Below are 22,224 nucleotides of genomic sequence, written 5' to 3' on the forward strand. Positions count from 1 at the left end.
CGCGCCCGCCCTGATGACGCTATTCCTTGGACGCTCGCTAGAGTAAATGAGTGCGTAATTACACTACTGAAGCCGAGCCCACCGCATTAGTGCGGCCATGGTTGGAACCCCTCCTGCCGGAGCTGATCGACTTCCGCCGGGATCTGCACGCGCACCCCGAGCTTTCCTTCAAGGAATTCCGCACCACAGACAAGCTTGTGGAGCGGCTCGAAGCCGTCGGACTGGCTCCGCGGCGGCTTGAAGGCACCGGCCTCACCGTCGACATCGGCGAGGGTCCCATCGCCACAGCGCTCCGGGGCGACATTGACGCCCTGCCCATCATCGAGGAAACGGGGCTGCCGTTTGCCTCGAAGAACCATGGCGTCACGCATGCCTGCGGCCACGACGTCCACACCGCCGCCATGCTGGGCGTGGCGTTGGTCCTCCAGCGCATGCACCTGGAAGCCCCCCTTGCCGGCACTGTCCGGATCATCTTCCAGCCGGCGGAGGAGACCATGCCCGGCGGTGCGCTGTCCTGCATCGAGCAGGGTGTCCTGGAGGGTGTGCCCCGCATCCTGGCGCTGCACTGCGATCCAAGGATCGACGTCGGACGCATCGGTACGCGCATCGGCGCCATCACTTCCGCCTCGGACACCATCAGGATCGAGCTGAGCGGCCGCGGCGGCCATACCTCCCGTCCGCACCTGACGGAGGACCTCGTGTTCGTCCTGGCACAGATCGCAGTGAATGTTCCGGCTGTGCTGTCCCGCCGCGTTGACGTGCGCAGCGGGGTGTCCGTGGTGTGGGGCCATATCTCCGCCGGATCGGCGCCGAACGCCATTCCCGGCACGGGCTTCATGGCCGGGACCATGCGCTGCCTGGACCGCGATGCCTGGAAGGACGCCGGCGAGATCCTGGACGAAGTGGTGCATCAGGTCGCCGCGCCCTACGGTGTCGAAGTACGCCTGGAGCACACCAGGGGAGTGCCGCCGGTGGTCAACTCGGAGCACGAGACCGCACTGATCGAGGCCGCGGCTCGCGCGGAAATCGGCGAGGGCGCAGTGGTGCTTACACCGCAGTCCATGGGCGGCGAAGACTTCGCCTGGTTCCTGGCTGAACGTCCCGGCGCCATGATGCGCCTGGGCACCAAGACCCCCGGCGGCGAAGAGTACGACCTGCACCGCGGTGACTACATCCTGGACGAACGCGCCCTGGGCCTGGGTATCCAGGTCCTCACGGCAGCGGCCCTCCGGACCATCCGCGACCTCTAGCCCCCGCGCCCTAAGCTACCCAACCCCCTGGCGCGAACGGACGCTTAAGCCCTCGCCCTCCCGCGCGAACTGGCAGATAACACCCTCAACTCCCGGTTTTTAGGGTGTTATCTGCTCGTTCGCGCGTCCCTTTGGCGAGGTAAGTTGTGCACAATTGAATTGTGGACTACCGTCTTAGGTATGACTGAAGCCCCCCGCCTCGACCGCCAGGTGTGTTTTGCGCTGTACTCCGCGTCCCGCGCGGCAACAGCGGTCTACCGCCCCGTCTTGGAGGACCTCGGCCTGACGTACCCGCAGTATCTGGTGATGCTGGTCCTTTGGGAATCGGAGCCGAAGGGCGTCAAGGAGCTCGGCGAGGAACTGGGCCTTGACTCCGGCACACTGTCGCCGCTGCTCAAGCGGCTTGAGGCCATGGGGCTCGTGGAGCGCCGCCGGTCCGGGGAAGATGAGCGCCGTGTTGCAGTCCACCTGACGCCGGCTGGACGCTCGCTCAGCAGCAAGGCCGGCGGGATTCCACGGCACCTTGCGGACGCCGCCGGGTTGTCAGCCGATGAGCTGGAACAGCTTCGCACCACTCTTGAAAGGCTCACCGAAGCCCTTCACCGCGCGCACTAAGCGCCCAAGATTTCCGTTATCCACATCCAACAGGACGGACCACCTATGAAGACTCTCTACACTGCCGAGGCCCTGGCTTCCGGCGAAGGCCGCGACGGCAACGCACGCACAAACGACGGCAAGCTGGATGTCAGTCTTGCCAGCCCCGTGGAGCTGGGCGGTGATGGCCAGGGAACCAATCCGGAGCAGCTTTTTGCCGCCGGTTACGCGGCATGCTTCCACTCGGCGCTCCGCCTCGTGGGGCGCAAGGAGCGCGCAGACCTGACCGATTCAGCCGTGGCGGCCAAGATCCACTTTGGCGCACTGACCGACGGCGTGGGCTACGGCCTCGCCGCTGAACTGGAAATCGCGGTTCCGGCCCTGGATCTCGCCACGGCCGAGTCCCTGGTGGCCCAAGCGCATCAGATCTGCCCATACTCCAACGCCACCCGCGGAAACATGACGGTGGACATCAAGATCCTGGAGTTCGCAGCATGAGCGTGACAACGGCACTTCCAACATCCACCCGGGAAATCCGCCTGGCTTCACGCCCGGTAGGGCGTCCCGTTCCCGAAAACTTCCGGCTGGCAGAGTCACAACTGCCGGAGCTTCAGGATGGCCAGATCCTGGTCCGCAACCGCTACATTTCCGTGGACCCCTATATGCGCGGCCGCATGAACGACGTCAAGTCGTACTCGGCTCCTTTCGCCCTGGATGCAGCGCTCGACGGCGGCGCCATCGGTGAGGTCATCGCGTCCAGGGCCGAGGGGCGGAAGGTGGGGGACGCCGTCGTCCATCAACTGGGCTGGCGGGAATTCGCGGTCCTGGACGCAGACGCAACCTCGGTTGCCCGCACGGACCTTGCGCCGGCGTCGGCGTTCCTTGGTGCGCTGGGCATGACCGGCCTGACGGCGTACGCCGGCCTGCTCAAAGTGGCGGAGTTCAAGCCCGGCGATGCCGTGTTCGTGTCAGGTGCGGCGGGTGCCGTGGGCTCTCTTGTGGGCCAGATCGCTAAGGCGATGGGCGCTTCCAGGGTCATCGGCAGCGCGGGAACCGCGGAGAAGGTGGCCCGGCTCCTGGAACTGGGCTTCGACGCGGCGTTCAACTACAACGACGGGCCGGTGCGGGAACAGCTTGTCCAAGCCGCAGGACCAGCAGGTATTGACGTGTACTTCGACAACGTGGGCGGCGATCATCTGGAGGCTGCCCTGGCGGTCCTGAATGTGGGCGGCCGTGTGGCCATGTGCGGCGCGATAGCCCAGTACAACTCCACCGAACCCACGCCGGCGCCGCGGAACCTCGCCCTTGCCATCGGCAAGCAGCTCACCCTGCGGGGGTTCCTGGTCAGCGGACAGCGCCAGCACAGCGCTGAATTCTTCGGCAAGATGTCAGCCTGGCTGGCGGAAGGTTCAGTCCGGTATGACGAGACCGTGGTGGACGGACTGGAGAATGCTCCCCAGGCCTTCATGGATCTGCTCGACGGCGCGAACACCGGCAAGATGCTGGTGCGCCTCTAAGCTCCCCACCAGCGCAAACAGACACTTGGGGCCCCTCCCGGGCGGGCCCCAAGTGTCCGTTCGCGCTTAAAGGAGGGGCGCAGCCAAGACGACTTCTACTGGTTGGTAACAAATTCTCAACAATCTTCGGGATCCGGCGCCAATGTGGTAGCGGATGTGTTGCAGCCCACTAATGTTGCTTGTATCAGGCGCTTCGGCGCAGTGCTGCGAAGCCCTCAGTGAAAACAGAATTTCAGTGTAGAAACGGACACTCATTGAATTCGAGTCGTAGCGCCACTCTCTCCCTGGAGGAAATTTGAAGAACACACTGCGCGCTAAGTTCAAGCGCGGTTCAATGGCAGGCATGGCCTCAGTGGGTGCCACAGCACTCCTGCTGACCGGCTGCGGCGCGGCACCTGACGCTGGAGGCACCGCCACCGCAACAGCGAGCGACTACACCGGCTGCATCGTCTCGGACTCCGGCGGATTCGATGACCAGTCGTTCAACCAGTCCTCCTACGAGGGACTGAAGAAGGCCGAGACAGACCTGGGCATCAAGGTCAACCAGGTCGAGTCCAAGACCAACAACGACTTCGAGCCAAACCTCCGCGCCATGGTTGCCGCCAACTGCGATCTCACCCTGACCGTCGGCTTCCTGCTGGGTGATGCCACCAAGAAGCAGGCTACGGACAACCCGGACCGCCACTTTGCCATCATCGACTTCGGCTACGACCCGCCCATCAGTAACGTCAAGCCGATCATCTACGACACCGCCCAGGCAGCCTTCCTGGCCGGTTACCTGGCAGCAGGCACCACCAAGACAGGAAGTGTGGCCACATTCGGCGGCAGGGAGATTCCCACCGTGACCATTTTCATGGATGGGTTTGCCGACGGCGTCAAGTACCACAACGAGCAGAAGGGCAAGGACGTCAAGGTCCTTGGCTGGGACAAGACGGCCCAGGATGGCAGCTTCACGGGCGACTTTGAAAAGCAGGACAAGGGCAAGCAGCTCACCCAAAACTTCCTTGACCAGGGCGCGGACATTGTGATGCCCGTCGCCGGTCCGGTAGGCAAGGGAGCCGGAGCAGCCCTGATGGAGGCGAAAGCGGCCGGCAAGGACGTCAAGATGATCTGGGTTGACTCCGACGGATTCCTGACCGCACCCGAATACAAGGACATCATGCTTTCCTCGGTCATGAAGCTCATGGGCGAAGCCGTTGAAACCGTGGTCAAGGACGACAAGGAAGGCAAGTTCACCAACACGCCATACGTCGGCACCTTGGCGAACGACGGCGTCCAGCTGGCACCTTTCCACAGCTTCGACGGGCAGGTCCCGTCCGACCTGAAGTCCGAGCTGGACCAGCTCAAGAAGGACATCATCGACGGCAAGCTGAAGGTCGTATCTGCGGCAAGCCCCAAGGCTTAGTCATCCTCGCTAAGCGCCACCCCCGGATGGTCATCGACTGGCCGGGTGGTGGCGCTTTTCGTTGGAATTCCGCGTCGGCGAGACCGCCCACGCAGGACTGCACGCACTAGGCTGGTGCTGCAGCCACTTATCCCGTCCGGTGGGGATTCACCGGACGCTTCGAGATTGGTCAGAGTTTTGAAACTTGAACTCAGAGGGATCACCAAACGCTTCGGCTCCCTGCTCGCCAACGATCACATCGACGTGGTGGTTGAACCCGGACAGATTCACTGTCTGCTGGGCGAGAACGGGGCCGGCAAGTCCACCCTGATGAATGTGCTGTACGGGCTCTACGAGCCCTCTGAGGGCGAAATCCTCATCGACGACAAACCGGTTTACTTCCGCGGCCCCGGAGACGCCATGGCCGCCGGCATCGGCATGGTGCACCAGCACTTTATGCTCGTTCCCGTGTTTACCGTGGCCGAGAATGTGGCGCTCGGCGCCGAGTCCACCAAAGCCGGCGGTTTCCTCAACCTGGACGACACGCGGCGCAAGATCAAGGAGATCTCCGACCGCTACGGGTTCGACGTCGACCCCGACGCCCTGGTGGAGGACCTCCCGGTGGGCGTCCAGCAGCGGGTGGAAATTATCAAAGCCCTGGTCCGCGACGCCAGGGTCCTCATCCTGGATGAACCCACGGCAGTGCTGACGCCCCAGGAAACCGACGAACTGCTGGACATCATGCGCCAGCTCAAGTCCAACGGAACCTCGATAGTCTTCATCTCGCACAAGCTGCGCGAGGTGAAGGCTGTCTCGGACACGATCACCGTGATCCGGCGGGGCAAGGTTGTTGGTTCGGCGCATCCAGGCGCCTCCACCGCGGAGCTGGCCTCCATGATGGTGGGCCGCGCCGTCAGCCTCACGCTCGAGAAGGCACCCGCCACCCCCAAAGAGAAGACTTTCCAGGTCAAAGACCTCACTGTCATCGCCCCGAACGGGCAGCACACCGTGGACGGCCTCAGCTTCGACATTGCCCGCGGAGAGATCCTGGCCGTCGCAGGCGTGCAAGGCAACGGCCAGACCGAACTCACCGAGGCCATCCTCGGACTCCAGGACCGCGTGCACGGCTCCATCCTCCTGGACGATGTGGAACTTGTTGGCCGCAGTGTGAAGGAGGTCCTTAACGCCGGCGTCGGCTTCGTTCCGGAAGATAGGTCTGTTGACGGCCTCATCGGCACGTTCTCGATCGCCGAAAACCTGATTCTTGACCGGTACGATCAGCCGCCGTTTGCCAAGGGCATCAGCATGAGTCCGGCGAAGGTCCTGGAGAACGCCAAATCACGGATCGACGAGTTCGATGTCCGGACACCCTCGGGCCTGCTGGCGGCCGGCACGCTCTCGGGCGGCAACCAGCAAAAGGTGGTCATGGCACGGGAGCTGTCCCGGCCGCTGCGGCTCTTCATTGCCTCGCAGCCCACCCGGGGTGTGGACGTCGGGTCCATCGAGTTCCTTCATAAACGGATCGTGGCGGAACGCGACCAGGGCACGCCTGTCATGATCATCTCCACCGAACTGGACGAAGTCATGGAACTCGCCGACCGCATCGCCGTGCTCTACAAGGGCAAGCTGGTGGGAATCGTCCCGGCAGGGACCGGACGCGGCGTCCTGGGCCTGATGATGGCAGGCATCTCACCAGAGGACGCTGCGAGCGCAGATAAGTCGAGCCCTGACACGACCGGCTCAGGCACGACGAGCGTAAGCAAGACCGGCGCTGACACATCAGCCGCTGACAAGACTGACTCCGCCGCCGCAGAACGCCGCGGAACCTCCAGCGCCGAAGGAGGCGATCATGCCTGAAGAGCGTCACCCTAAGCATGCGGACCAGCATGCGAAAGCGGACGAGCCAACCCCGGCGGCGGACGAAACCGCCGCCGGGGTGGCCGTGGACACGGCCGGCGGCGCCATCAGCCCTTCAGCCGTACCAGCCAGCGCCCAAAGCGGAAAGCTGCCCGGCGGGCCGGACACGCTGCTCCGGAAGATTTTCACCGGCAGCGGCATGGTTTCAGTCCTGGCGGTGCTGCTGGCCCTTGTATTGGGCGGACTGTTGATCGCCGCCACGGACGAGCGCGTCAGCACCACCTCGGCGTATCTGTTCGCCCGGCCCACAGACTTCCTCTCCGCTGTCTGGCAGGCCGCCACACAGTCCTACATTGCCTTGTTCCAGGGCTCGGTCTTCAACCCCCGGGGTTCCAGCCTCGCGGTCCAGTTCGCGCCGCTGATGGAAACCCTCACCATCGCCACACCGCTTATCACGGCAGGCCTCGGCGTCGCGCTCGCGTTCCGGGCCGGCCTGTTCAACATTGGTGCCCAGGGCCAGATCATCATGGCCGGCATCCTGGCGGGCTGGGTCGGTTTCGCCCTGCACCTTCCGTTGGGCCTGCACCTGTTGCTCGTCCTTGTGGCAGGCATCGTGGGAGGCGCCCTCTGGGGTGGCCTGGTTGGTCTCCTGAAGGCCCGGACAGGTGCCCACGAAGTCATCCTGACCATCATGTTCAACTACATAGCGCTGTACTTCCTGGGATACCTGCTGAACACTCCGGCGTTCCAGCGTCCGGGGGAGTCCAACCCGATCTCGCCCATCCTGGACGCAACCGCCCTGTACCCCCAGATTTTCGGCTCCCAGTATCGCCTGCACCTGGGCTTCGTCCTGGCCATCGCGGCCACCGTCCTGGTGTGGTGGCTGCTGAACCGCTCCACCGTCGGCTTTGAATTCCGGGCCGTGGGAGCCAATCCGAAGGCTGCCCTGACCGCCGGCATCAACGTCTCGCGATCCACGATCCTGGTCATGGCCATTGCCGGCGCCCTCGCCGGAATGTCGGGAGTGGCCCAAGTGGCGGGCACGGAAAAGGTCCTGACAGACGGCGTCGCTGCAACGTACGGGTTTGACGCCATCACGGTGGCGCTGCTGGGACGTTCGACGCCGTGGGGCACTTTCGCTGCCGGCCTGCTGTTCGGCGCCTTCCGCGCCGGTGCCGTGCAGATGCAGATCCAGACCGGAACGCCCATCGACATCGTCCTGGTGGTCCAGTCGCTGATTGTCCTCTTTATCGCGGCCCCGCCGCTGGTGCGGGCAGTCTTCGGGCTGAACCCCCGCCGAAAGAAGCCGGCCAAGGCCGGCAAAACCCAGCAGGCAGCAACCACCGGAGGCGCAGCATGAGCGCAACAGCAACATCGCCCCTGCCGGGACGCGGAGCGCCCGGAACATCGCCCCAGGCCGACGAGGCCCAGCCAACATCCGGCAAACCGGTGCTCTGGAAAACCCCCGTCCTGCTCTCGGCGCTGGGACTCGTCGCTTTTGTTTTCTTCGGCCTGATGGGATCAGCGCAGACCGCAAGGTTCGGAATTTCCACCGGCGGGGATTTCTTCCAGCTGCCGACGCTGGAAATTCCTGCAATGCCGGGCGGCATCATTCTCTCGGTCCTGATGCTTGGGCTGGCGGCCTATGCCGTCTATCTGAAGACCAAGGCCCGTCCCGTGCCGGCCTGGCTGACCGTCACTTTTATTGTGCTGTTTGTGGCAGCCTTCCTCATCTGGGTGGTGGGCGGTGCCCGGACGCCCAGCATTTCGCTGGCCGGACTCATCGCCGGTTCGGTCACCCTGGCCGTGCCGCTGGTGTTCGGCTCTTTGTCCGGCGTGCTGTGCGAGCGGGTCGGGGTAGTCAACATCGCCATCGAGGGCCAACTCCTGGGCGGCGCCTTCACCGCGGCAATCGTGGCCAGTATTACGCAGAACCCCTTCGTGGGCCTGCTTGCGGCCGCTGTGGCGGGCGCGGCGGTGTCCATGGTGCTTGCGGTGTTCAGCATCAAGTACCTGGTCAACCAAATCATCGTCGGCGTGGTGCTCAACGTCCTGATTTCCGGCGTCACCGGCTTCCTGTTCAGCACTGTTATGCAGGCGGACAAAGCCAAGTTCAACTCACCGCCCGGTCTGGACATCGTCCAGATTCCCATCCTCTCCGGAATCCCGATCCTCGGCCCCATCCTGTTCAAGCAGTCGCTGGTGGGCTATCTGATGTACGTCGCCGTCATCGTTGTCTGGGTTGGGCTGTTCAAAACCAAGTGGGGCCTGCGGGTCCGCGCTGTGGGTGAACACCCGCAGGCAGCCGACACGATGGGCATCAAGGTCAACGCCACGCGCTTCTGGAACGTGACCCTGGGTGGTGCCATTGCAGGAATCGGTGGCTCGTTCTTCACGCTCGTGGCGATCGACAGCTTCACGAAGGAGATCTCCGGCGGACGAGGCTTCATCGCACTCGCCGCTCTGATCTTCGGACGCTGGAACCCGATCGGCGCGTTCTTCGCCGCCCTGCTGTTCGGCTTTGCGGACAACCTGCAGAGCATTGTGACCATCATCGGAACCCCGGTGCCGAGCCAGTTCATGGCCATGCTGCCCTACCTGGTGACGGTGCTGGCCGTGGCCGGGCTGGTGGGCCGGTCCCGGCCACCGGCAGCCAGCGGCATACCGTACGTGAAGGGCTGAGCCTTGGCCGAGAGGTTCGTAGATTGGAAAGCCCTGGAATCGGCCGCGGTCGCCGCCATGGAACGGGCCTATGCGCCGTATTCGAAGTTCCCGGTGGGGGCGGCAGCCCTCACCGAGGACGGCCGGATCATCAGCGGCTGCAACGTCGAGAATGCCAGCTACGGCCTCACCCTGTGCGCCGAGTGCGCATTGGTGGGGCAGCTCCACATGAGCGGCGGCGGCCGCCTGACCGCCTTCTATTGTGTGGATTCCACAGGCAAGGTACTCATGCCGTGCGGGCGCTGCCGACAACTGTTGTATGAGTTCCGGGCACCGGGTATGCAGCTCATGACGACGCAAGGCATCAAGGCCATGGACCAGGTGCTGCCCGATGCCTTTGGTCCGGAAATTTGGAGGAACACCGATGACACAAGCAAGCGAACCGTTTGATGCTGTCCAGATCATCAGCATCAAGCGGGACAAGGGCACCTTGAGCCCGGAGCAGATCGACTGGACCATTGACGCGTACACCCGCGGGGTCATCGCCGACGAACAGATGGCCGCGTTGAACATGGCCATCCTGCTCAACGGCATGGACCGCGCCGAAATTTCGCGCTGGACGGCGGCGATGATCGCCTCGGGCGAACGGATGGACTTCGGCGGCCTCCGGCGGCCCGACGGCGGTGTGAAGGCTACCAGCGACAAGCATTCCACCGGGGGAGTGGGGGACAAGATCACGCTGCCGCTGGCACCGCTGGTGGCAGTGTTCGGCGTGGCCGTGCCGCAGCTGTCCGGGCGCGGGCTGGGCCACACCGGCGGCACACTGGACAAGCTGGAATCGATCCCCGGCTGGCGGGCGGCCCTGAGCAACGACGAAATCATGGCGCAGCTTCAGGACGTGGGCGCCGTGATCTGCGCTGCAGGGGCGGGGCTGGCGCCGGCGGACAAGAAGCTCTATGCACTGCGGGACGTCACCGGCACGGTCGAGGCGATCCCGCTGATCGCCTCCTCGATCATGAGCAAGAAGATCGCCGAGGGCACGGGGTCCCTGGTCCTGGACGTGAAGGTGGGCAGCGGAGCCTTTATGAAGGACGAGCCCCGGGCACGCGAACTGGCCGAAACCATGGTGGCCCTCGGCAAGGACGCGGGAGTGAACACCGTGGCCCTGCTGACTAACATGAGCACCCCGCTCGGCCTCACGGCAGGCAATGCGATCGAAGTGGAGGAATCCGTGGAGGTCCTTGCAGGCGGCGGCCCGGAAGACGTCGTCGAACTCACCGTCCGGCTGGCCGAAGAGATGCTGGCCTGCGCTGGCGTACACGACGCCGATCCGCGCGCCGCGTTGAACGACGGCCGGGCCATGGACCTCTGGAACCGGATGATCGAAGCGCAGGGCGGAGATCCGCGCGCCAAGCTGCCGGTCGCCAAGGAATCCGAGGTCATCTACGCCCCGGCCGACGGCGTCCTGGTGGGGCTCGATGCCTTGGCAGTGGGCGTTGCGGCGTGGCGCCTCGGCGCGGGACGTGCCCGCAAGGAAGACGCCGTCCAGGCCGGTGCAGGGATCCGCATGCATGCAAAGCCCGGTGCCACGGTCCGTGCCGGCGAGCCGCTGATGACGCTGCTCACGGACACGCCGGAAAAGTTCGCGCGCGCCAAGGAATCCCTTGAACACGCCGTCACGGTTGCCCCGGAAGGGTCGCGCCCGGCCCAGCAGCTCATCATCGACCGAATAGCATAGGTACGATGCAGGCCATCAATGAATTCATCCTTGCCGCCGCCGGGCAGCCGTGGGTGCTCCTCCTTGTGCTGGCCTGCTGCCTGATCGACGGTTTTTTCCCGCCAATCCCCAGCGAATCCGTGGTGGTGGGCCTGTCCGCCGTTGCCGCCACCGCGGACGTCCCCAATCCCTGGCTTCTGATGGCCGTCGCGGGCCTGGGCGCTTTCTCAGGCGACAACATCGCATACCTCATTGGACGCCGGGTGGGTACCCGGCGTTGGCACTGGATGCGCGGACCGCGGATGCAAAGTGCCTTCCGCTGGGCAGGAGACGAGCTGAGGAAGCGTCCGGCGTCGCTCATCCTGGTGGCGCGGTTCATCCCGATCGGAAGAGTCGCCGTCAACCTCACCGCGGGCGTGACCCACTATTCGCACGTGCGCTTCGTCGGCCTGACGGTCCTGTCCGCCACGCTCTGGGCCTCCTACTCGGTGGGTATCGGGCTGTTCTTCGGCCAGTGGTTCGAAAACAACCATCTCCTCGGCGCGGCCATCGCCATCGTCTGCGCCGTGGGCCTTGGAATCGTGGTGGATCTGATCATTAACCGCATCCGGGGAAAGGCTCCTGTGGTGGAGCGGCTGAAGGATCCGGAAGCCTAGGGTTTGTGGCTCCCGCGCGTAGCGGGCGGGGTCCAGGGCATGGGACACTGAAGAGCGACTTACGTCACTTCCGGCTGCATCATTTCGTCTAGGAGCAAGACCCGCGTGGAGTTTATTAATGAGGCCGTGCTCCATGCAGCGGGCCAATGGTGGATCTACCCGGTCCTTCTGGTGTTCTTCTTCATCGACGGCTTTGCCATGGTGGTCCCCAGCGAGACGCTGATTGTGGCGTTGGCCGCGTTTTCCCGGCACAGCGGTGAACCGAATCTCTGGATCCTGGGCGCGACTGCCCTGGTTGGTGCCATCGCCGGTGACAACATGGCCTTTATGCTCGGCCGCAGGATCGGCCTTGACCGCTGGAAGTGGATGCGGCGCCCTAAAGTGCAGAAGGCCTTCGGCTGGGCACGGTATGAACTCGAAAAACGCGGCGCCGTCCTGATTTTCACCGCGCGCTACATTCCCTGGGGCCGGGTGGCGGTCAACTATGTGGCCGGCAGCACCGGCTTCGCGCACCGCCGGTTCTTCCTGCTGGACGCCTTCGCCTGCATCACCTGGGTGGGGTACTCAATCGGCATCGGGATCCTGGCCAGTTCGTTCCCCTGGCTCCACCACAACCCGCTGCTCAGCGCAGGCATTGCCGTGGTGTTCGCGATTGTGCTGGGCATCCTGATCGACCACCTGCTGCGCTGGTGGCACAAGCACTTGGCCCGCAATGACGCCGAAACCGTGGATGAATGGCTCGACGGCGGCCCGGAAGGTTCCCTGCCGGCGCACACCGCGGCTTCTCCGCTGCTGGCGTCTGCCCCGGCCGAGGCGGAGCAGCTGGGAAAGTAGCGGCTGGCATAAGCCGCCTGCCGACCCTAAGGTTGGATGGTGACTGAGCCTATTGTTGACGCTGCCCCTGCCATCGATTTCGACCTGAAGAGCCTGCCTAAGGTTTCGCTCCACGACCACCTGGACGGTGGTCTCCGTCCAGCCACCATCATCGAACTGGCCGAGGCCGTTGGCCACACGCTGCCCTCCACGGACCCGGTGGCCCTGGGCGAGTGGTTCCGCGAGTCCGCCGACTCCGGCTCGCTGGTCCGCTACCTGGAAACGTTCGACCACACGGTCGCCGTGATGCAGACCAAGGAAGGCCTCATCCGCGTCGCCAAGGAATTCGTGGAAGACCTCGCGGACGACGGCGTGGTGTACGGCGAAGTGCGCTGGGCGCCGGAGCAGCACCTCCAGAAGGGCCTGTCCCTGGACGAGGCTGTTGAAGCAGTCCAGGAAGGCCTCGAAGCCGGCGTCGACGCCGTGAGCGAAAGCGGTCGCGAAATCCAGGTGGGCCAGCTGATCACCGCCATGCGGCACGCGGACCGTGGCCAGGAAATCGCCGAGCTGGCTGTCCGCCACCGCAACAAGGGCGCTGTGGGCTTTGACATCGCCGGAGCAGAAGACGGCTTCCTCCCGTCCCGGTTCAAGGACGCCTTCACGTACCTCGCCCAGCACAACTTCCCCGCGACGGTGCACGCCGGCGAGGCCGCCGGACTCGAAAGCATCCAGTCCGCCCTCGTTGACGGCCGGGCACTGCGCCTGGGCCACGGCGTCCGGATCGCCGAGGACATCATGGTGGAGTTCGACGACGAAGACGACGAGGCCGCGGGCGACGACGACAGCATCGGCCTGGTCACGCTGGGCGATCTGTCCAGCTGGGTCCGTGACCGGGGCATCGCCCTGGAGATCTGCCCGTCATCGAATCTTCAGACCGGAGCGATTGCCGGATTCGGCGAGGGCATTGAGAGCCACCCGCTGGACATGCTGTACCAGCTGGGCTTCAACGTCACCATCAACACCGACAACCGGCTGATGAGCGGCGTCACCCTGACGGACGAGTTCGAGCTCCTCGTGGAAACCTTCGACTACGACCTCGACGATCTGCTGGAGCTCACGCTGAACGCTGCCGAGGCCTCCTTCCTGCCGCTTGAAGAGAAGGAAGCGTTAGTGGAGTACATCAACGACGCCTACGACAACCTTGGCTGAGCACGCTCCCATCGATCGGCTGGTCGCTGGGCCCACGGCAGCCGGGGTCCCCGGGCGAGCTTGCGAGCTGGGGGAGCTGTTGGGGATCGTGGCCCAGCTGCGGGAGCACTGCCCATGGATGGGCGCCCTCACCCATGCCTCGCTGGTGGAGTACCTCCTGGAGGAGGCCTTCGAGGTTGCCGAGACCATCGAGACCGGCGCGGATGACGTGGAGCTTCGCGGCGAACTGGGCGATGTGCTGCTTCAAGTGGTGCTGCACGCCCGGCTCGCCGAGGAGCGCGGCACGTTCATGTTCGACGACGTCGCACGCGGGCTGAGTGCCAAAATGGTCCGCCGCAATCCCCATGTCTTCCGGCCTGACGGCACGCTGCAGGACACTTTCCCTGCTTCGGTGGCCGAGATTGTCCGGAAGTGGGACGCCGTGAAGACTGCGGAACGTCCGGAGCGAACGGGGCCCTTTGAAGGGATCCCGGACGCGCTGCCGGCCCTGGCGAAGGCGCAGAAGTTCCTTGACCGGGCCGAGCGGGCCGGAACTGTGGTTGAGCTTGCGGAAACCCCGGAAGTCGAAACCGCAACGACGGAGGAGGAGCTCGGCGACCTGCTGCTCGCCGTCGTCGGCTCTGCCCGTGCCAAGGGATTCGACGCCGAACGGGCCCTCCGGGGCGCCATTCGGCGGCAGTTCGCGTCGCCATCATGACGTCCGGGTGATGGATAGGGTTCCGTAACCTGCACCACTCTCGACTAGGCTTGGTCCCTGACGAGGACGTCCCAGATTTAACGCTTTTTCCAGCTGTTCGTTCCCCCAAAATCGCCCATAAGGAGCACATCCATGGCGCTTATCGATGCCATCCACGCCCGCGAAATCCTCGATTCCCGCGGAAACCCGACCGTAGAAGTTGAAGTACTGCTCTCCGACGGCCAGATCGGCCGCGCGGCAGTACCGTCCGGTGCCTCCACCGGTGAGCACGAGGCTGTTGAGCTCCGTGACGGAGACAAGGGACGTTACCTCGGCAAGGGTGTCCAGAAAGCCGTTGACGCTGTCATCGACCAGATCGCTCCGGCACTGACCGGCTTCGACGCCACCGACCAGCGCAGCATCGACCAGGCCATGATCGACCTGGACGGCACCCCCAACAAGGCCAAGCTCGGCGCCAACGCCATCCTGGGCGTTTCGCTGGCCGTTGCCAACGCCGCTGCCGCCTCCGCAGACCTGCCGCTGTACAAGTACCTGGGCGGCCCCAACGCGCACGTCCTGCCGGTTCCGCTGATGAACATCCTCAACGGTGGCTCGCACGCCGACTCCGACGTGGACATCCAGGAATTCATGATCGTGCCGATCGGCGCCGAGACGTTCTCCGAGGGCCTCCGCTGGGGCGTCGAGGTCTACCACAACCTCAAGTCCGTCCTGCAGGCCAAGGGCCTGTCCACCGGCCTGGGTGACGAAGGTGGCTTCGCGCCTAACCTGCCGTCCAACCGTGCTGCGCTGGACCTGATCCAGGAAGCCATCACGAACGCCGGCTACACCCCGGGCAAGGACATCGCCCTGGCACTGGACGTCGCCTCCTCCGAGTTCTTCAAGGACGGCGCCTACCAGTTCGAGGGCAAGGCACTGTCCGCCACCGAGATGAGCGCCTACTACGCCGAGCTCGTGGCCGACTACCCGCTGGTTTCCATCGAGGATCCCCTGGATGAGAACGACTGGGACGGCTGGAAGACCCTCACCGACAGCATCGGTGACAAGGTCCAGCTCGTCGGCGATGACCTCTTCGTCACCAACCCGGCCATCCTGCAGCGCGGCATCGACACCAAGACCGCCAACTCCCTGCTGGTCAAGGTCAACCAGATCGGTTCACTGACCGAAACGCTGGACGCCGTCAGCCTGGCCCAGCGCGCCGGTTACACCACCATCACCTCGCACCGCTCCGGCGAGACCGAGGACACCACCATCGCCGACATCTCGGTGGCCACCAATGCCGGCCAGATCAAGACCGGTGCCCCGGCACGCTCGGAGCGCGTTGCCAAGTACAACCAGCTCCTGCGCATCGAAGAAGAACTCGACGACGCCGCACGCTACGCCGGCCGCAGCGCTTTCCCGCGTTTCAAGGGCTAGTAGCCGCGTAAACCTCTGACCGGTGGCTATGGTTGAACGACCATAGCCACCGGTTTTTGTTTAGCCGGCATTGATTGAGCCGGCATCAAGCGCAGAGTTGCGGCCAGAGGCAGGCCGCACGTTTCAGGAGTGTCATGGCCACCCGCCGTCCCAAAGTTCCCAAAGCCGCTTCGAGGCATCAGGCCACCACGGACCCAGCCGCGGAAGACGCCGGCGTCATCCGCGCCGATTTTGGCGGTACACCCAGCAGCGCAAAGGGCGGGAACACGGGCAAAACCGGCCCGGCGTCCAGCGCCGGAACATCCGCATCGGACACCAGGCTCCCGGCAAGCAAAGGGCAGGGGGGCGGCCGCAGCGGTAACGCCGCGGGCAAGACACGGAAGCCTGACACCACGCAGGATGATAGCCAGCCGGTGCCCGCCAAGGCGTTCTCCGGCCGCATGCTGGCACTCGCGGTGGTCATGATTGCCATCACCATCATGCTGGCCCCCACCGTGAAGATCTTCTTCGACAAACGCGCCGAACTCGCCGCCCTCAGCGCCGATATCGCCGCCCGCCAGGCCGAGCAGGACGCCCTGCGGCAGCAGATCTCACGGTGGCAGGATCCGAACTACGTGAAACAGCAGGCCCGCGACCGCATTAACATGGTTATGCCGGGTGAATCCGGCTACTGGGTCTTCGGCAGCGATCTGCCGGCCGGAACAAGCAGTAGCCTGACCGCCACAGCAGCACAAGACCCCGCCGATCTGCCGTGGGTGGATTCCCTGTGGGAGTCCATCAGGCGTGCGGCCACAGACTGAACAGCTAGAGGAAGGATGGCCCGCGCCAGTGGAAGAAAACACGGCGACTGCGCCGGAGAAGTCCCGCCAGCCATCAGCACACGATCTTGAAGTACTCAGCAGGCAGTTGGGACGGCCGGTGCGCGATGTGGTGGAAATCCCGGCGCGCTGCGTCTGTGGCAACCCCCTCGTCGCCGCCACCGCACCGCGGCTGAGCAACGGGACGCCGTTTCCCACCACATTTTATCTGACCCACCCCGTCATCACGTCGGCGGTTTCCCGGCTGGAAGCTGCCGGGCTGATGAACGACATGAATGAACGCCTGAGCGCCGATGAGCCCCTCGCGGCCGCCTACCGTGCGGCGCACGAGGACTATCTCGGAGCCCGCGCGGCCATCGGCGAGCGTTCCGGCATCGGCGCCGTCCCGGAAATTGACGGCATCTCCGCCGGCGGCATGCCCACCCGGGTCAAATGCCTCCACGTCCTGGTGGGCCACTCCCTCGCGGCAGGTCCCGGCGTGAACCCGCTGGGGGATGAGGCCATTGCCGGCATCAGTGAATGGTGGACAACGGACCGCTGCTATTGCGACGGCGCCTGGGACACCGCAGGGGAGGCCCCGTCAAAGGATCTCAGCCGCCACGGACCCCAGGGCCTGCCGGAGATCGTGGGCCGGCCCGCTCCGGTCCGCAAGACAGCAAGCGCTGACGGGGCAGGGGCATGACCCGCGTCGCCGCCATCGACTGCGGCACGAACTCGCTCCGCCTGCTCATCGCCGACATCGACCGCAGCAACGGGACAGCGAAGCTCACCGACGTTGTCCGCGAGATGCGGGTTGTCCGGCTGGGCCAGGGCGTGGACGCCACCGGCGAACTTGCCCCTGAGGCACTGGAGCGCACCTTCGCGGCCACACGGGAATACGCAGCCATGATCCGTGAGCATGGCGCCGACTCCATCCGTTTTGTGGCAACCTCGGCCAGCCGGGACGCGCGCAACCGCCAGGTTTTTGTGGACGGGATCCGGGAACTGCTGGGCGTTGAGCCGGAAGTTATCTCGGGCGATGAAGAAGCTGCCCTGTCGTTCGCCGGGGCCAGCAGCGTGCTGCCCATCCTTGACGGCGAGCAGGTGCTGGTGGTGGACCTCGGCGGCGGCAGCACGGAGTTCGTCCTAGGTACCGCCAGCGGTGTTACGGCCGCCAAGTCCGTGGATGTCGGCTGCGTCCGCCTGACCGAACGGCACCTGCAGGACGATCCGCCCACGGCGGAGCAGATCGCCGCCGCGGAAGCCGACATCGATGCCGCCATCGCCCGGGCGGGGCTGGACGTTCCGCTGGAACGCGCCACAGCCGTCGTCGGGGTGGCCGGCTCGATCACCACCATCACCGCCCATGCCCTGCGGCTTCCGGAGTATTCGCCGGCGGCGATCCACGGGACGGAATTGTCCATCGGCACCATCATCGAAGCCGCTACTGACCTCCTCCACCTGACCAGGCGGGAACGTGCCGAACTGGCGTACATGCACCCCGGCCGCGTCGACGTCATGGGTGCCGGCGGGCTGGTGTGGCGGCGCATCCTGGAGCGGCTGAATGAACTCACTGCGGGCCGGATCGTCACGGCCACGGCCAGTGAACACGATATTCTTGACGGAATTGCCCTGAGCATCCACTAACCAGGCCTTCAGCCAACCAAGCATGGGAACCCACATGACCAGAGCAACAGCACGGTTCCGCCGGGCCGCGTCAGCTCTCCTGGCGATGACCCTTGCCGGCGTCAGCCTGGCCGCCGGACTGACCCTGGCGCCCGCGGCCATGGCCGACGCCGAACGGGACAAGCAGTACTGGCTTGGCGAATCCGGAATTACAAAGGCCTGGGAGGTTTCCAAGGGCGCGGGTGTCAAGATCGCGGTGATCGACAGCGGCGTGGATGCCCAGCACCCTGACCTGAAGGGCGCCGTCACCGGAGGCTTCGACGTGTCCGGGGCCGGCACTCCCAACGGGCAGAAAAGCCTGGGGGTCAAGCCGGAACACGGGACCCTGGTGGCCACAATACTGGCCGGCCGCGGACACCAGCCAGCCGGCGCCACCGCCTCACCCAAACCAGGCCCGGCTGCCGGTCCGGACGGCATGATTGGCGTGGCCCCTGAATCTGAGATCCTGTCCGTGTCAACGTGGCTGGGATCGGCCAACCCCGCGGGCAAGAGTGATCAGGACCAGATCCCGGAAGCGGTCCGTTGGGCCGTGGACAACGGGGCCAAAGTCATTAACATTTCGCTGGGCAGCGCAACGCCGCAGTGGCCCCAGAGCTGGGACGCTGCCTTCCTCTATGCCGAGCAGAAGGATGTGGTGATCGTTGCCGCCGCCGGAAACCGGATAGGCGGCAACCTCCAGGTCGGCGCGCCCGCCACTATCCCCGGCGTCCTCACCGTCGCCGGCCTGGACCGCAAGGGCACAGCGAGCGTCGACTCGTCCTCCCAGGGGATCAGCATCGGTGTGGCGGCCCCGGCTGAAAACCTGCTGGGCGGGCTGCCGGGCGGCGGCTACGCAGAATGGGCGGGAACGTCCGGAGCTGCCCCGATCGTTGCCGGTGTGGCCGCGCTCATCCGTTCCAAGTGGCCGGAGATGAGCGCCAAGCAGGTCATCAACCGGATCGTCAGCACGGCCAAGGACGCCGGTCCTGCCGGAAAAGACCCGCTGTACGGCTTTGGCGTGCTGAACGCCGAGGCTGCCCTGAAGGACTCCGTCCCGGAAGCCGCCGCCAACCCGCTCGGCTCCATCGCGGACTGGATCCGCGTGCACCGCCGCGGCAACCTGGGTGCGCCGGCGCCGGTGCCCACCGACGAAGTGGCAAGTGCCGTTCCCACGCTGCCCGAACCCACTGTGCCCGCGGCGAAGGCGCCCTCACAGCGTGACAGTGCCGTTGGCGCCGCCGTCGTGATCGGTTCAGTGATCCTCTTTGTGGTGATCATCGGGGCAGCCGTCGTCCAGCTGCGGAGGGCTGCCCGTAACCCCGGAGCAGCGCGCGAGGAACCCGATACCGGCGCGTTCCAAACCGTTGATTCAGGCGGCAAATCGTAGTTAGTGAAGATTTTCACAAACTGTTGTATCCTTAAATCATGGCAACCACCCCAGAGCTCCAGGACCGTCCCAGGGTACTCGTCGTCGGCGGCGGGTACGTCGGCCTGTACGTAGCACTCAAACTGCAGAAGAAGATCGCGAATGCCGGTGGCATCGTCACCCTCGTGGATCCACTGCCCTACATGACTTACCAGCCCTTCCTGCCCGAAGTGGCCGGCGGCAACATCGAGGCCCGCCACGCAGTGGTCTCGCACCGCCAGCACCTGAAGCAGACTGAACTCATCCAGGGCAGCGTCACCTCGATCGACCACGCCAACCGCACCGCCGTCGTGGCGCCCGCGGACGGTGGAGAACACATCGAGATCCCCTACTTCGACATCGTGGTGGCCGCTGGCGCCATCACCCGCACCTTCCCCATCAAGGGCCTGGCGGACAAGGGCATCGGCCTGAAGACCATCGAAGAGGCCGTGGCCCTTCGCAACAAGGTGCTTGAGCGACTCGAAGCCGCGTCCACCATCGCGGACCCTGCTGCCCGTGCCAAGGCGCTGACCTTCGTGGTTGTCGGTGGCGGCTTCGCCGGCATCGAGTGCATCGCCGAAATGGAAGACCTGGCCCGCGCCGCGGTCAAGAACAACCCCCGCATCCGTCAGGAAGAAGTTCGCTTCGTCCTGGTTGAAGCCATGGGCCGCATCATGCCCGAGGTCACGGCACCGCAGGCCGAATGGGTTGTGGAGCACCTCCGCAGCCGCGGCATCGAGGTCCTGCTGAACACCTCCCTGGACAGCGCTGAGGGCTCCCTGAAGCTCATCAACCTCCCGGACAAGTCCTTTGCCCAGGAATTCGAAGCCGACACACTCGTCTGGACTGCCGGCGTGCAGGCCAACCCCATGATCCGCTCCTCCGACTTCCCGCTGGAACCGCGCGGCCGCGTCCGGGTCCTGCCGGACCTCCGCATCGCCGGCGATGAAGGCATCATCGACAACGCCTGGGCTGCCGGCGACATCGCCGCAGTGCCGGACCTTACGGGCAGCGGCCTGCCGGACGGCACCTGCGTCCCGAACGCCCAGCACGCACTGCGCCAGGCCAAGCGCCTCGCCAAGAACCTCTGGGCTTCGCGCTGGGACAAGCCGCTGAAGGATTACAAGCACAAGAACCTGGGTGCTGTGGCTGGCTTCGGCGAGTGGAAGGGTGTCGCGAACATCAACCTCGTGGGCCGCATTGGCCTCAAGGGCCCGCTCGCCTGGCTGGCCCACCGCGGCTACCACGGTATGGCCATGCCTACCATGGAGCGCAAGGTCCGCGTCATCATGGGTTGGATCCTCGCGTTCTTTATGGGCCGCGACACCACCCAGCTGATCGACCTCGACAACCCGCGCGGTGCCTTCGTGGCCGCTGCCACACCGGCTCCCAAGCCGGCTGCGGCTGCTCCCGCCCCGGCGGCCAGCGCGCCGGAGGCATCCGCCGGAGCGGCAAAGCCCGGCTCTGCGGAGGCCACCAGCGTGGACCCCAAGCAGTCGGTCACCGCGGACGCCAAGTAACACCGGCATCCCGACGCAGCATTTGTAACGCCCGACGGCGGCTGTCCCCTTGAGGGATGGCCGCCGTTTTGGCGTTTCCCGCCTGGTGTCCCTTCTAGACTGGCAGCATGACTGGCGAAAAGAACCTCCAGACCCTGCTGGCAACACTGAAACCGGTACTGCGGGAGGGGGAGTACGTCTACGTCCTGTGGCCGCATGGCAGGCCGCTCGAGCCCGGCATCGAAGCTGCCGTCCGTGAGGCCGAGGGCCTGACGGTCGTCCTGCCGCGGGAAAGGGCAGACAGCCTGGGGCTGCACTACGACTTTGTGGCGGCCTGGATCACCCTGGAAGTGCACTCTGCGCTGGAGGCTGTTGGCCTGACCGCCGCCGTGGGGAAGGCCCTGACCGACGCCAGGATCAGCTGCAACGTGCTGGCCGGCTTCCACCATGACCACCTGCTGGTGCCGGTGGCGGACGCGCCACGCGCCGTCGAAGTACTCGCTGAGCTGTCAGCGGCCAGCCGGCACGTGCCGCGGCCCGAGCTGCTGCTCCGGAACGAGACGGCTGCGGACAGGGACAAGATCCTCGCATTGACGGGCGAGGCGTTCGCGGTCTCCCCGGTCACGGGCCTGCCGGTGGACGGGGAGCCCGGGGAGGTGGACGTGCTCCGCCGCCTCTTCGAGTGCGAGGACTACCTGCCCGAGTTCAGCGTGGTGGCGGTGCTCGACGACGAGATAGTCGGCCATGTGATCAGCACACGGGGCTGGGTGGGCGACTACGGGTTGCTTGGGCTCGGGCCCATCGGTGTGACACCAAGGCTGCAGCGCCATGGGATCGGCACTGCCCTCATGAACGACACGATTGCCCGGGCCAACGCGGCGGGGGAAGGCGGGATTGCACTGCTGGGCAGCACCGAATACTACCCGCGCTTCGGCTTTGTCCCGGCTGCGTCCTTCGGCGTCCTCCCTCCCGACGCCGCCTGGGGGGACCACTTCCAGCTGCTCCCGCTGGCGGTCTGGCCCGGCGGGGTCCACGGGACGTTCCGGTACGCCGGACCGCTTGCGGGCGAATGACGGGATACCATAGACCG

21 protein-coding genes are annotated in these 22,224 nt (G+C 65.4%); all 21 read left to right on the top strand.

What is annotated here, in order from left to right; all coding sequences use genetic code 11:
• Positions 1-50 precede the first annotated feature (50 nt).
• The 21 genes from NIBR502772_RS08305 to NIBR502772_RS08405 all read left to right on the top strand — a co-directional run bounded on the left by NIBR502772_RS08305 (position 51) and on the right by NIBR502772_RS08405 (position 22,207).
• Positions 51-1,250 (top strand): amidohydrolase, encoded by a 1,200-nt coding sequence (locus NIBR502772_RS08305; protein WP_141139833.1) that lies wholly within the window; start codon positions 51-53, stop codon positions 1,248-1,250.
• Positions 1,251-1,430: 180 nt separating this feature from the next.
• Positions 1,431-1,865, top strand: a complete 435-nt coding sequence (locus NIBR502772_RS08310) for a MarR family winged helix-turn-helix transcriptional regulator (RefSeq protein WP_141139834.1) — start codon at positions 1,431-1,433, stop codon at positions 1,863-1,865.
• Positions 1,866-1,910: 45 nt separating this feature from the next.
• Positions 1,911-2,342 (top strand): organic hydroperoxide resistance protein, encoded by a 432-nt coding sequence (locus NIBR502772_RS08315; protein WP_141139835.1) that lies wholly within the window; start codon positions 1,911-1,913, stop codon positions 2,340-2,342.
• Positions 2,339-3,361 (top strand): NADP-dependent oxidoreductase, encoded by a 1,023-nt coding sequence (locus NIBR502772_RS08320; protein ID WP_141139836.1) that lies wholly within the window; start codon positions 2,339-2,341, stop codon positions 3,359-3,361. Before NIBR502772_RS08315 ends, NIBR502772_RS08320 begins: the two co-directional genes overlap by 4 nt.
• Positions 3,362-3,695: 334 nt before the next feature.
• Complete coding sequence (locus NIBR502772_RS08325; protein WP_141141994.1) at positions 3,696-4,766, top strand: BMP family protein; 1,071 nt, start codon at positions 3,696-3,698, stop codon at positions 4,764-4,766.
• A 177-nt stretch (positions 4,767-4,943) separates the two neighbouring features.
• Positions 4,944-6,602, top strand: coding sequence for an ABC transporter ATP-binding protein (locus NIBR502772_RS08330; RefSeq protein WP_246848739.1), 1,659 nt, complete (start codon positions 4,944-4,946; stop codon positions 6,600-6,602).
• The gene (locus NIBR502772_RS08335) at positions 6,595-7,962 is read left to right on the top strand and encodes an ABC transporter permease (protein WP_168223508.1); all 1,368 of its coding nucleotides are present in this window, start codon (positions 6,595-6,597) and stop codon (positions 7,960-7,962) included. The genes NIBR502772_RS08330 and NIBR502772_RS08335 overlap by 8 nt, the downstream gene beginning before the upstream one ends.
• Entirely contained in the window at positions 7,959-9,284 is a 1,326-nt protein-coding gene (locus tag NIBR502772_RS08340; protein ID WP_141139837.1) for an ABC transporter permease, read from the top strand. Before NIBR502772_RS08335 ends, NIBR502772_RS08340 begins: the two co-directional genes overlap by 4 nt.
• 57 nt (positions 9,285-9,341) lie before the next feature.
• On the top strand, positions 9,342-9,713 hold the full coding sequence (locus tag NIBR502772_RS08345; protein WP_246848783.1) for a cytidine deaminase: 372 nt from the start codon (positions 9,342-9,344) through the stop codon (positions 9,711-9,713).
• Positions 9,688-11,001: a thymidine phosphorylase gene (locus NIBR502772_RS08350; RefSeq protein WP_141139839.1), complete on the top strand. Its 1,314-nt coding sequence runs from the start codon at positions 9,688-9,690 to the stop codon at positions 10,999-11,001. The genes NIBR502772_RS08345 and NIBR502772_RS08350 overlap by 26 nt, the downstream gene beginning before the upstream one ends.
• A 5-nt stretch (positions 11,002-11,006) precedes the next feature.
• Positions 11,007-11,636 carry a DedA family protein gene (locus NIBR502772_RS08355; RefSeq protein ID WP_141139840.1) on the top strand — a complete coding sequence of 210 codons (630 nt, stop codon included), beginning with the start codon at positions 11,007-11,009 and terminating at the stop codon, positions 11,634-11,636.
• Between the two features lie 105 nt (positions 11,637-11,741).
• Positions 11,742-12,470 (top strand): DedA family protein, encoded by a 729-nt coding sequence (locus NIBR502772_RS08360; RefSeq protein ID WP_141139841.1) that lies wholly within the window; start codon positions 11,742-11,744, stop codon positions 12,468-12,470.
• Between the two features lie 39 nt (positions 12,471-12,509).
• On the top strand, positions 12,510-13,658 hold the full coding sequence (locus tag NIBR502772_RS08365) for an adenosine deaminase (RefSeq protein ID WP_141139842.1): 1,149 nt from the start codon (positions 12,510-12,512) through the stop codon (positions 13,656-13,658).
• A 118-nt stretch (positions 13,659-13,776) separates the two neighbouring features.
• On the top strand, positions 13,777-14,355 hold the full coding sequence (locus NIBR502772_RS08370; RefSeq protein ID WP_141141996.1) for a MazG nucleotide pyrophosphohydrolase domain-containing protein: 579 nt from the start codon (positions 13,777-13,779) through the stop codon (positions 14,353-14,355).
• 132 nt (positions 14,356-14,487) lie between these two features.
• Complete coding sequence (gene eno, locus NIBR502772_RS08375; RefSeq protein WP_056343550.1) at positions 14,488-15,768, top strand: phosphopyruvate hydratase; 1,281 nt, start codon at positions 14,488-14,490, stop codon at positions 15,766-15,768.
• Between the two features lie 134 nt (positions 15,769-15,902).
• Entirely contained in the window at positions 15,903-16,568 is a 666-nt protein-coding gene (locus NIBR502772_RS08380; RefSeq protein ID WP_141139843.1) for a septum formation initiator family protein, read from the top strand.
• A 28-nt stretch (positions 16,569-16,596) separates the two neighbouring features.
• Entirely contained in the window at positions 16,597-17,268 is a 672-nt protein-coding gene (locus tag NIBR502772_RS08385) for a DUF501 domain-containing protein (RefSeq protein ID WP_104060972.1), read from the top strand.
• Positions 17,265-18,212 carry a Ppx/GppA phosphatase family protein gene (locus NIBR502772_RS08390; protein ID WP_141139844.1) on the top strand — a complete coding sequence of 316 codons (948 nt, stop codon included), beginning with the start codon at positions 17,265-17,267 and terminating at the stop codon, positions 18,210-18,212. Before NIBR502772_RS08385 ends, NIBR502772_RS08390 begins: the two co-directional genes overlap by 4 nt.
• A 34-nt stretch (positions 18,213-18,246) precedes the next feature.
• Positions 18,247-19,617 carry a S8 family serine peptidase gene (locus tag NIBR502772_RS08395; protein WP_141139845.1) on the top strand — a complete coding sequence of 457 codons (1,371 nt, stop codon included), beginning with the start codon at positions 18,247-18,249 and terminating at the stop codon, positions 19,615-19,617.
• 38 nt (positions 19,618-19,655) lie between these two features.
• Positions 19,656-21,155, top strand: coding sequence for an NAD(P)/FAD-dependent oxidoreductase (locus NIBR502772_RS08400; RefSeq protein WP_141139846.1), 1,500 nt, complete (start codon positions 19,656-19,658; stop codon positions 21,153-21,155).
• A gap of 107 nt (positions 21,156-21,262) precedes the next feature.
• Positions 21,263-22,207: an N-acetyltransferase gene (locus NIBR502772_RS08405; RefSeq protein WP_141139847.1), complete on the top strand. Its 945-nt coding sequence runs from the start codon at positions 21,263-21,265 to the stop codon at positions 22,205-22,207.
• Positions 22,208-22,224 lie beyond the last annotated feature (17 nt).

The organism is Pseudarthrobacter sp. NIBRBAC000502772 (genome assembly GCF_006517235.1).
Lineage (GTDB): Bacteria > Actinomycetota > Actinomycetes > Actinomycetales > Micrococcaceae > Arthrobacter.

Coding starts and splice junctions, on each gene's coding strand:
- NIBR502772_RS08310 (WP_141139834.1), top strand. CDS start 1,431: ATGACTGAAGCCCCCCGCCTCGACCGCCAGGTGTGTTTTGCGCTGTAC.
- NIBR502772_RS08315 (WP_141139835.1), top strand. CDS start 1,911: ATGAAGACTCTCTACACTGCCGAGGCCCTGGCTTCCGGCGAAGGCCGC.
- NIBR502772_RS08320 (WP_141139836.1), top strand. CDS start 2,339: ATGAGCGTGACAACGGCACTTCCAACATCCACCCGGGAAATCCGCCTG.
- NIBR502772_RS08325 (WP_141141994.1), top strand. CDS start 3,696: ATGGCAGGCATGGCCTCAGTGGGTGCCACAGCACTCCTGCTGACCGGC.
- NIBR502772_RS08335 (WP_168223508.1), top strand. CDS start 6,595: ATGCCTGAAGAGCGTCACCCTAAGCATGCGGACCAGCATGCGAAAGCG.
- NIBR502772_RS08340 (WP_141139837.1), top strand. CDS start 7,959: ATGAGCGCAACAGCAACATCGCCCCTGCCGGGACGCGGAGCGCCCGGA.
- NIBR502772_RS08345 (WP_246848783.1), top strand. CDS start 9,342: ATGGAACGGGCCTATGCGCCGTATTCGAAGTTCCCGGTGGGGGCGGCA.
- NIBR502772_RS08350 (WP_141139839.1), top strand. CDS start 9,688: ATGACACAAGCAAGCGAACCGTTTGATGCTGTCCAGATCATCAGCATC.
- NIBR502772_RS08355 (WP_141139840.1), top strand. CDS start 11,007: ATGCAGGCCATCAATGAATTCATCCTTGCCGCCGCCGGGCAGCCGTGG.
- NIBR502772_RS08370 (WP_141141996.1), top strand. CDS start 13,777: ATGGGCGCCCTCACCCATGCCTCGCTGGTGGAGTACCTCCTGGAGGAG.
- eno (WP_056343550.1), top strand. CDS start 14,488: ATGGCGCTTATCGATGCCATCCACGCCCGCGAAATCCTCGATTCCCGC.
- NIBR502772_RS08380 (WP_141139843.1), top strand. CDS start 15,903: ATGGCCACCCGCCGTCCCAAAGTTCCCAAAGCCGCTTCGAGGCATCAG.
- NIBR502772_RS08390 (WP_141139844.1), top strand. CDS start 17,265: ATGACCCGCGTCGCCGCCATCGACTGCGGCACGAACTCGCTCCGCCTG.
- NIBR502772_RS08395 (WP_141139845.1), top strand. CDS start 18,247: ATGACCAGAGCAACAGCACGGTTCCGCCGGGCCGCGTCAGCTCTCCTG.
- NIBR502772_RS08400 (WP_141139846.1), top strand. CDS start 19,656: ATGGCAACCACCCCAGAGCTCCAGGACCGTCCCAGGGTACTCGTCGTC.
- NIBR502772_RS08405 (WP_141139847.1), top strand. CDS start 21,263: ATGACTGGCGAAAAGAACCTCCAGACCCTGCTGGCAACACTGAAACCG.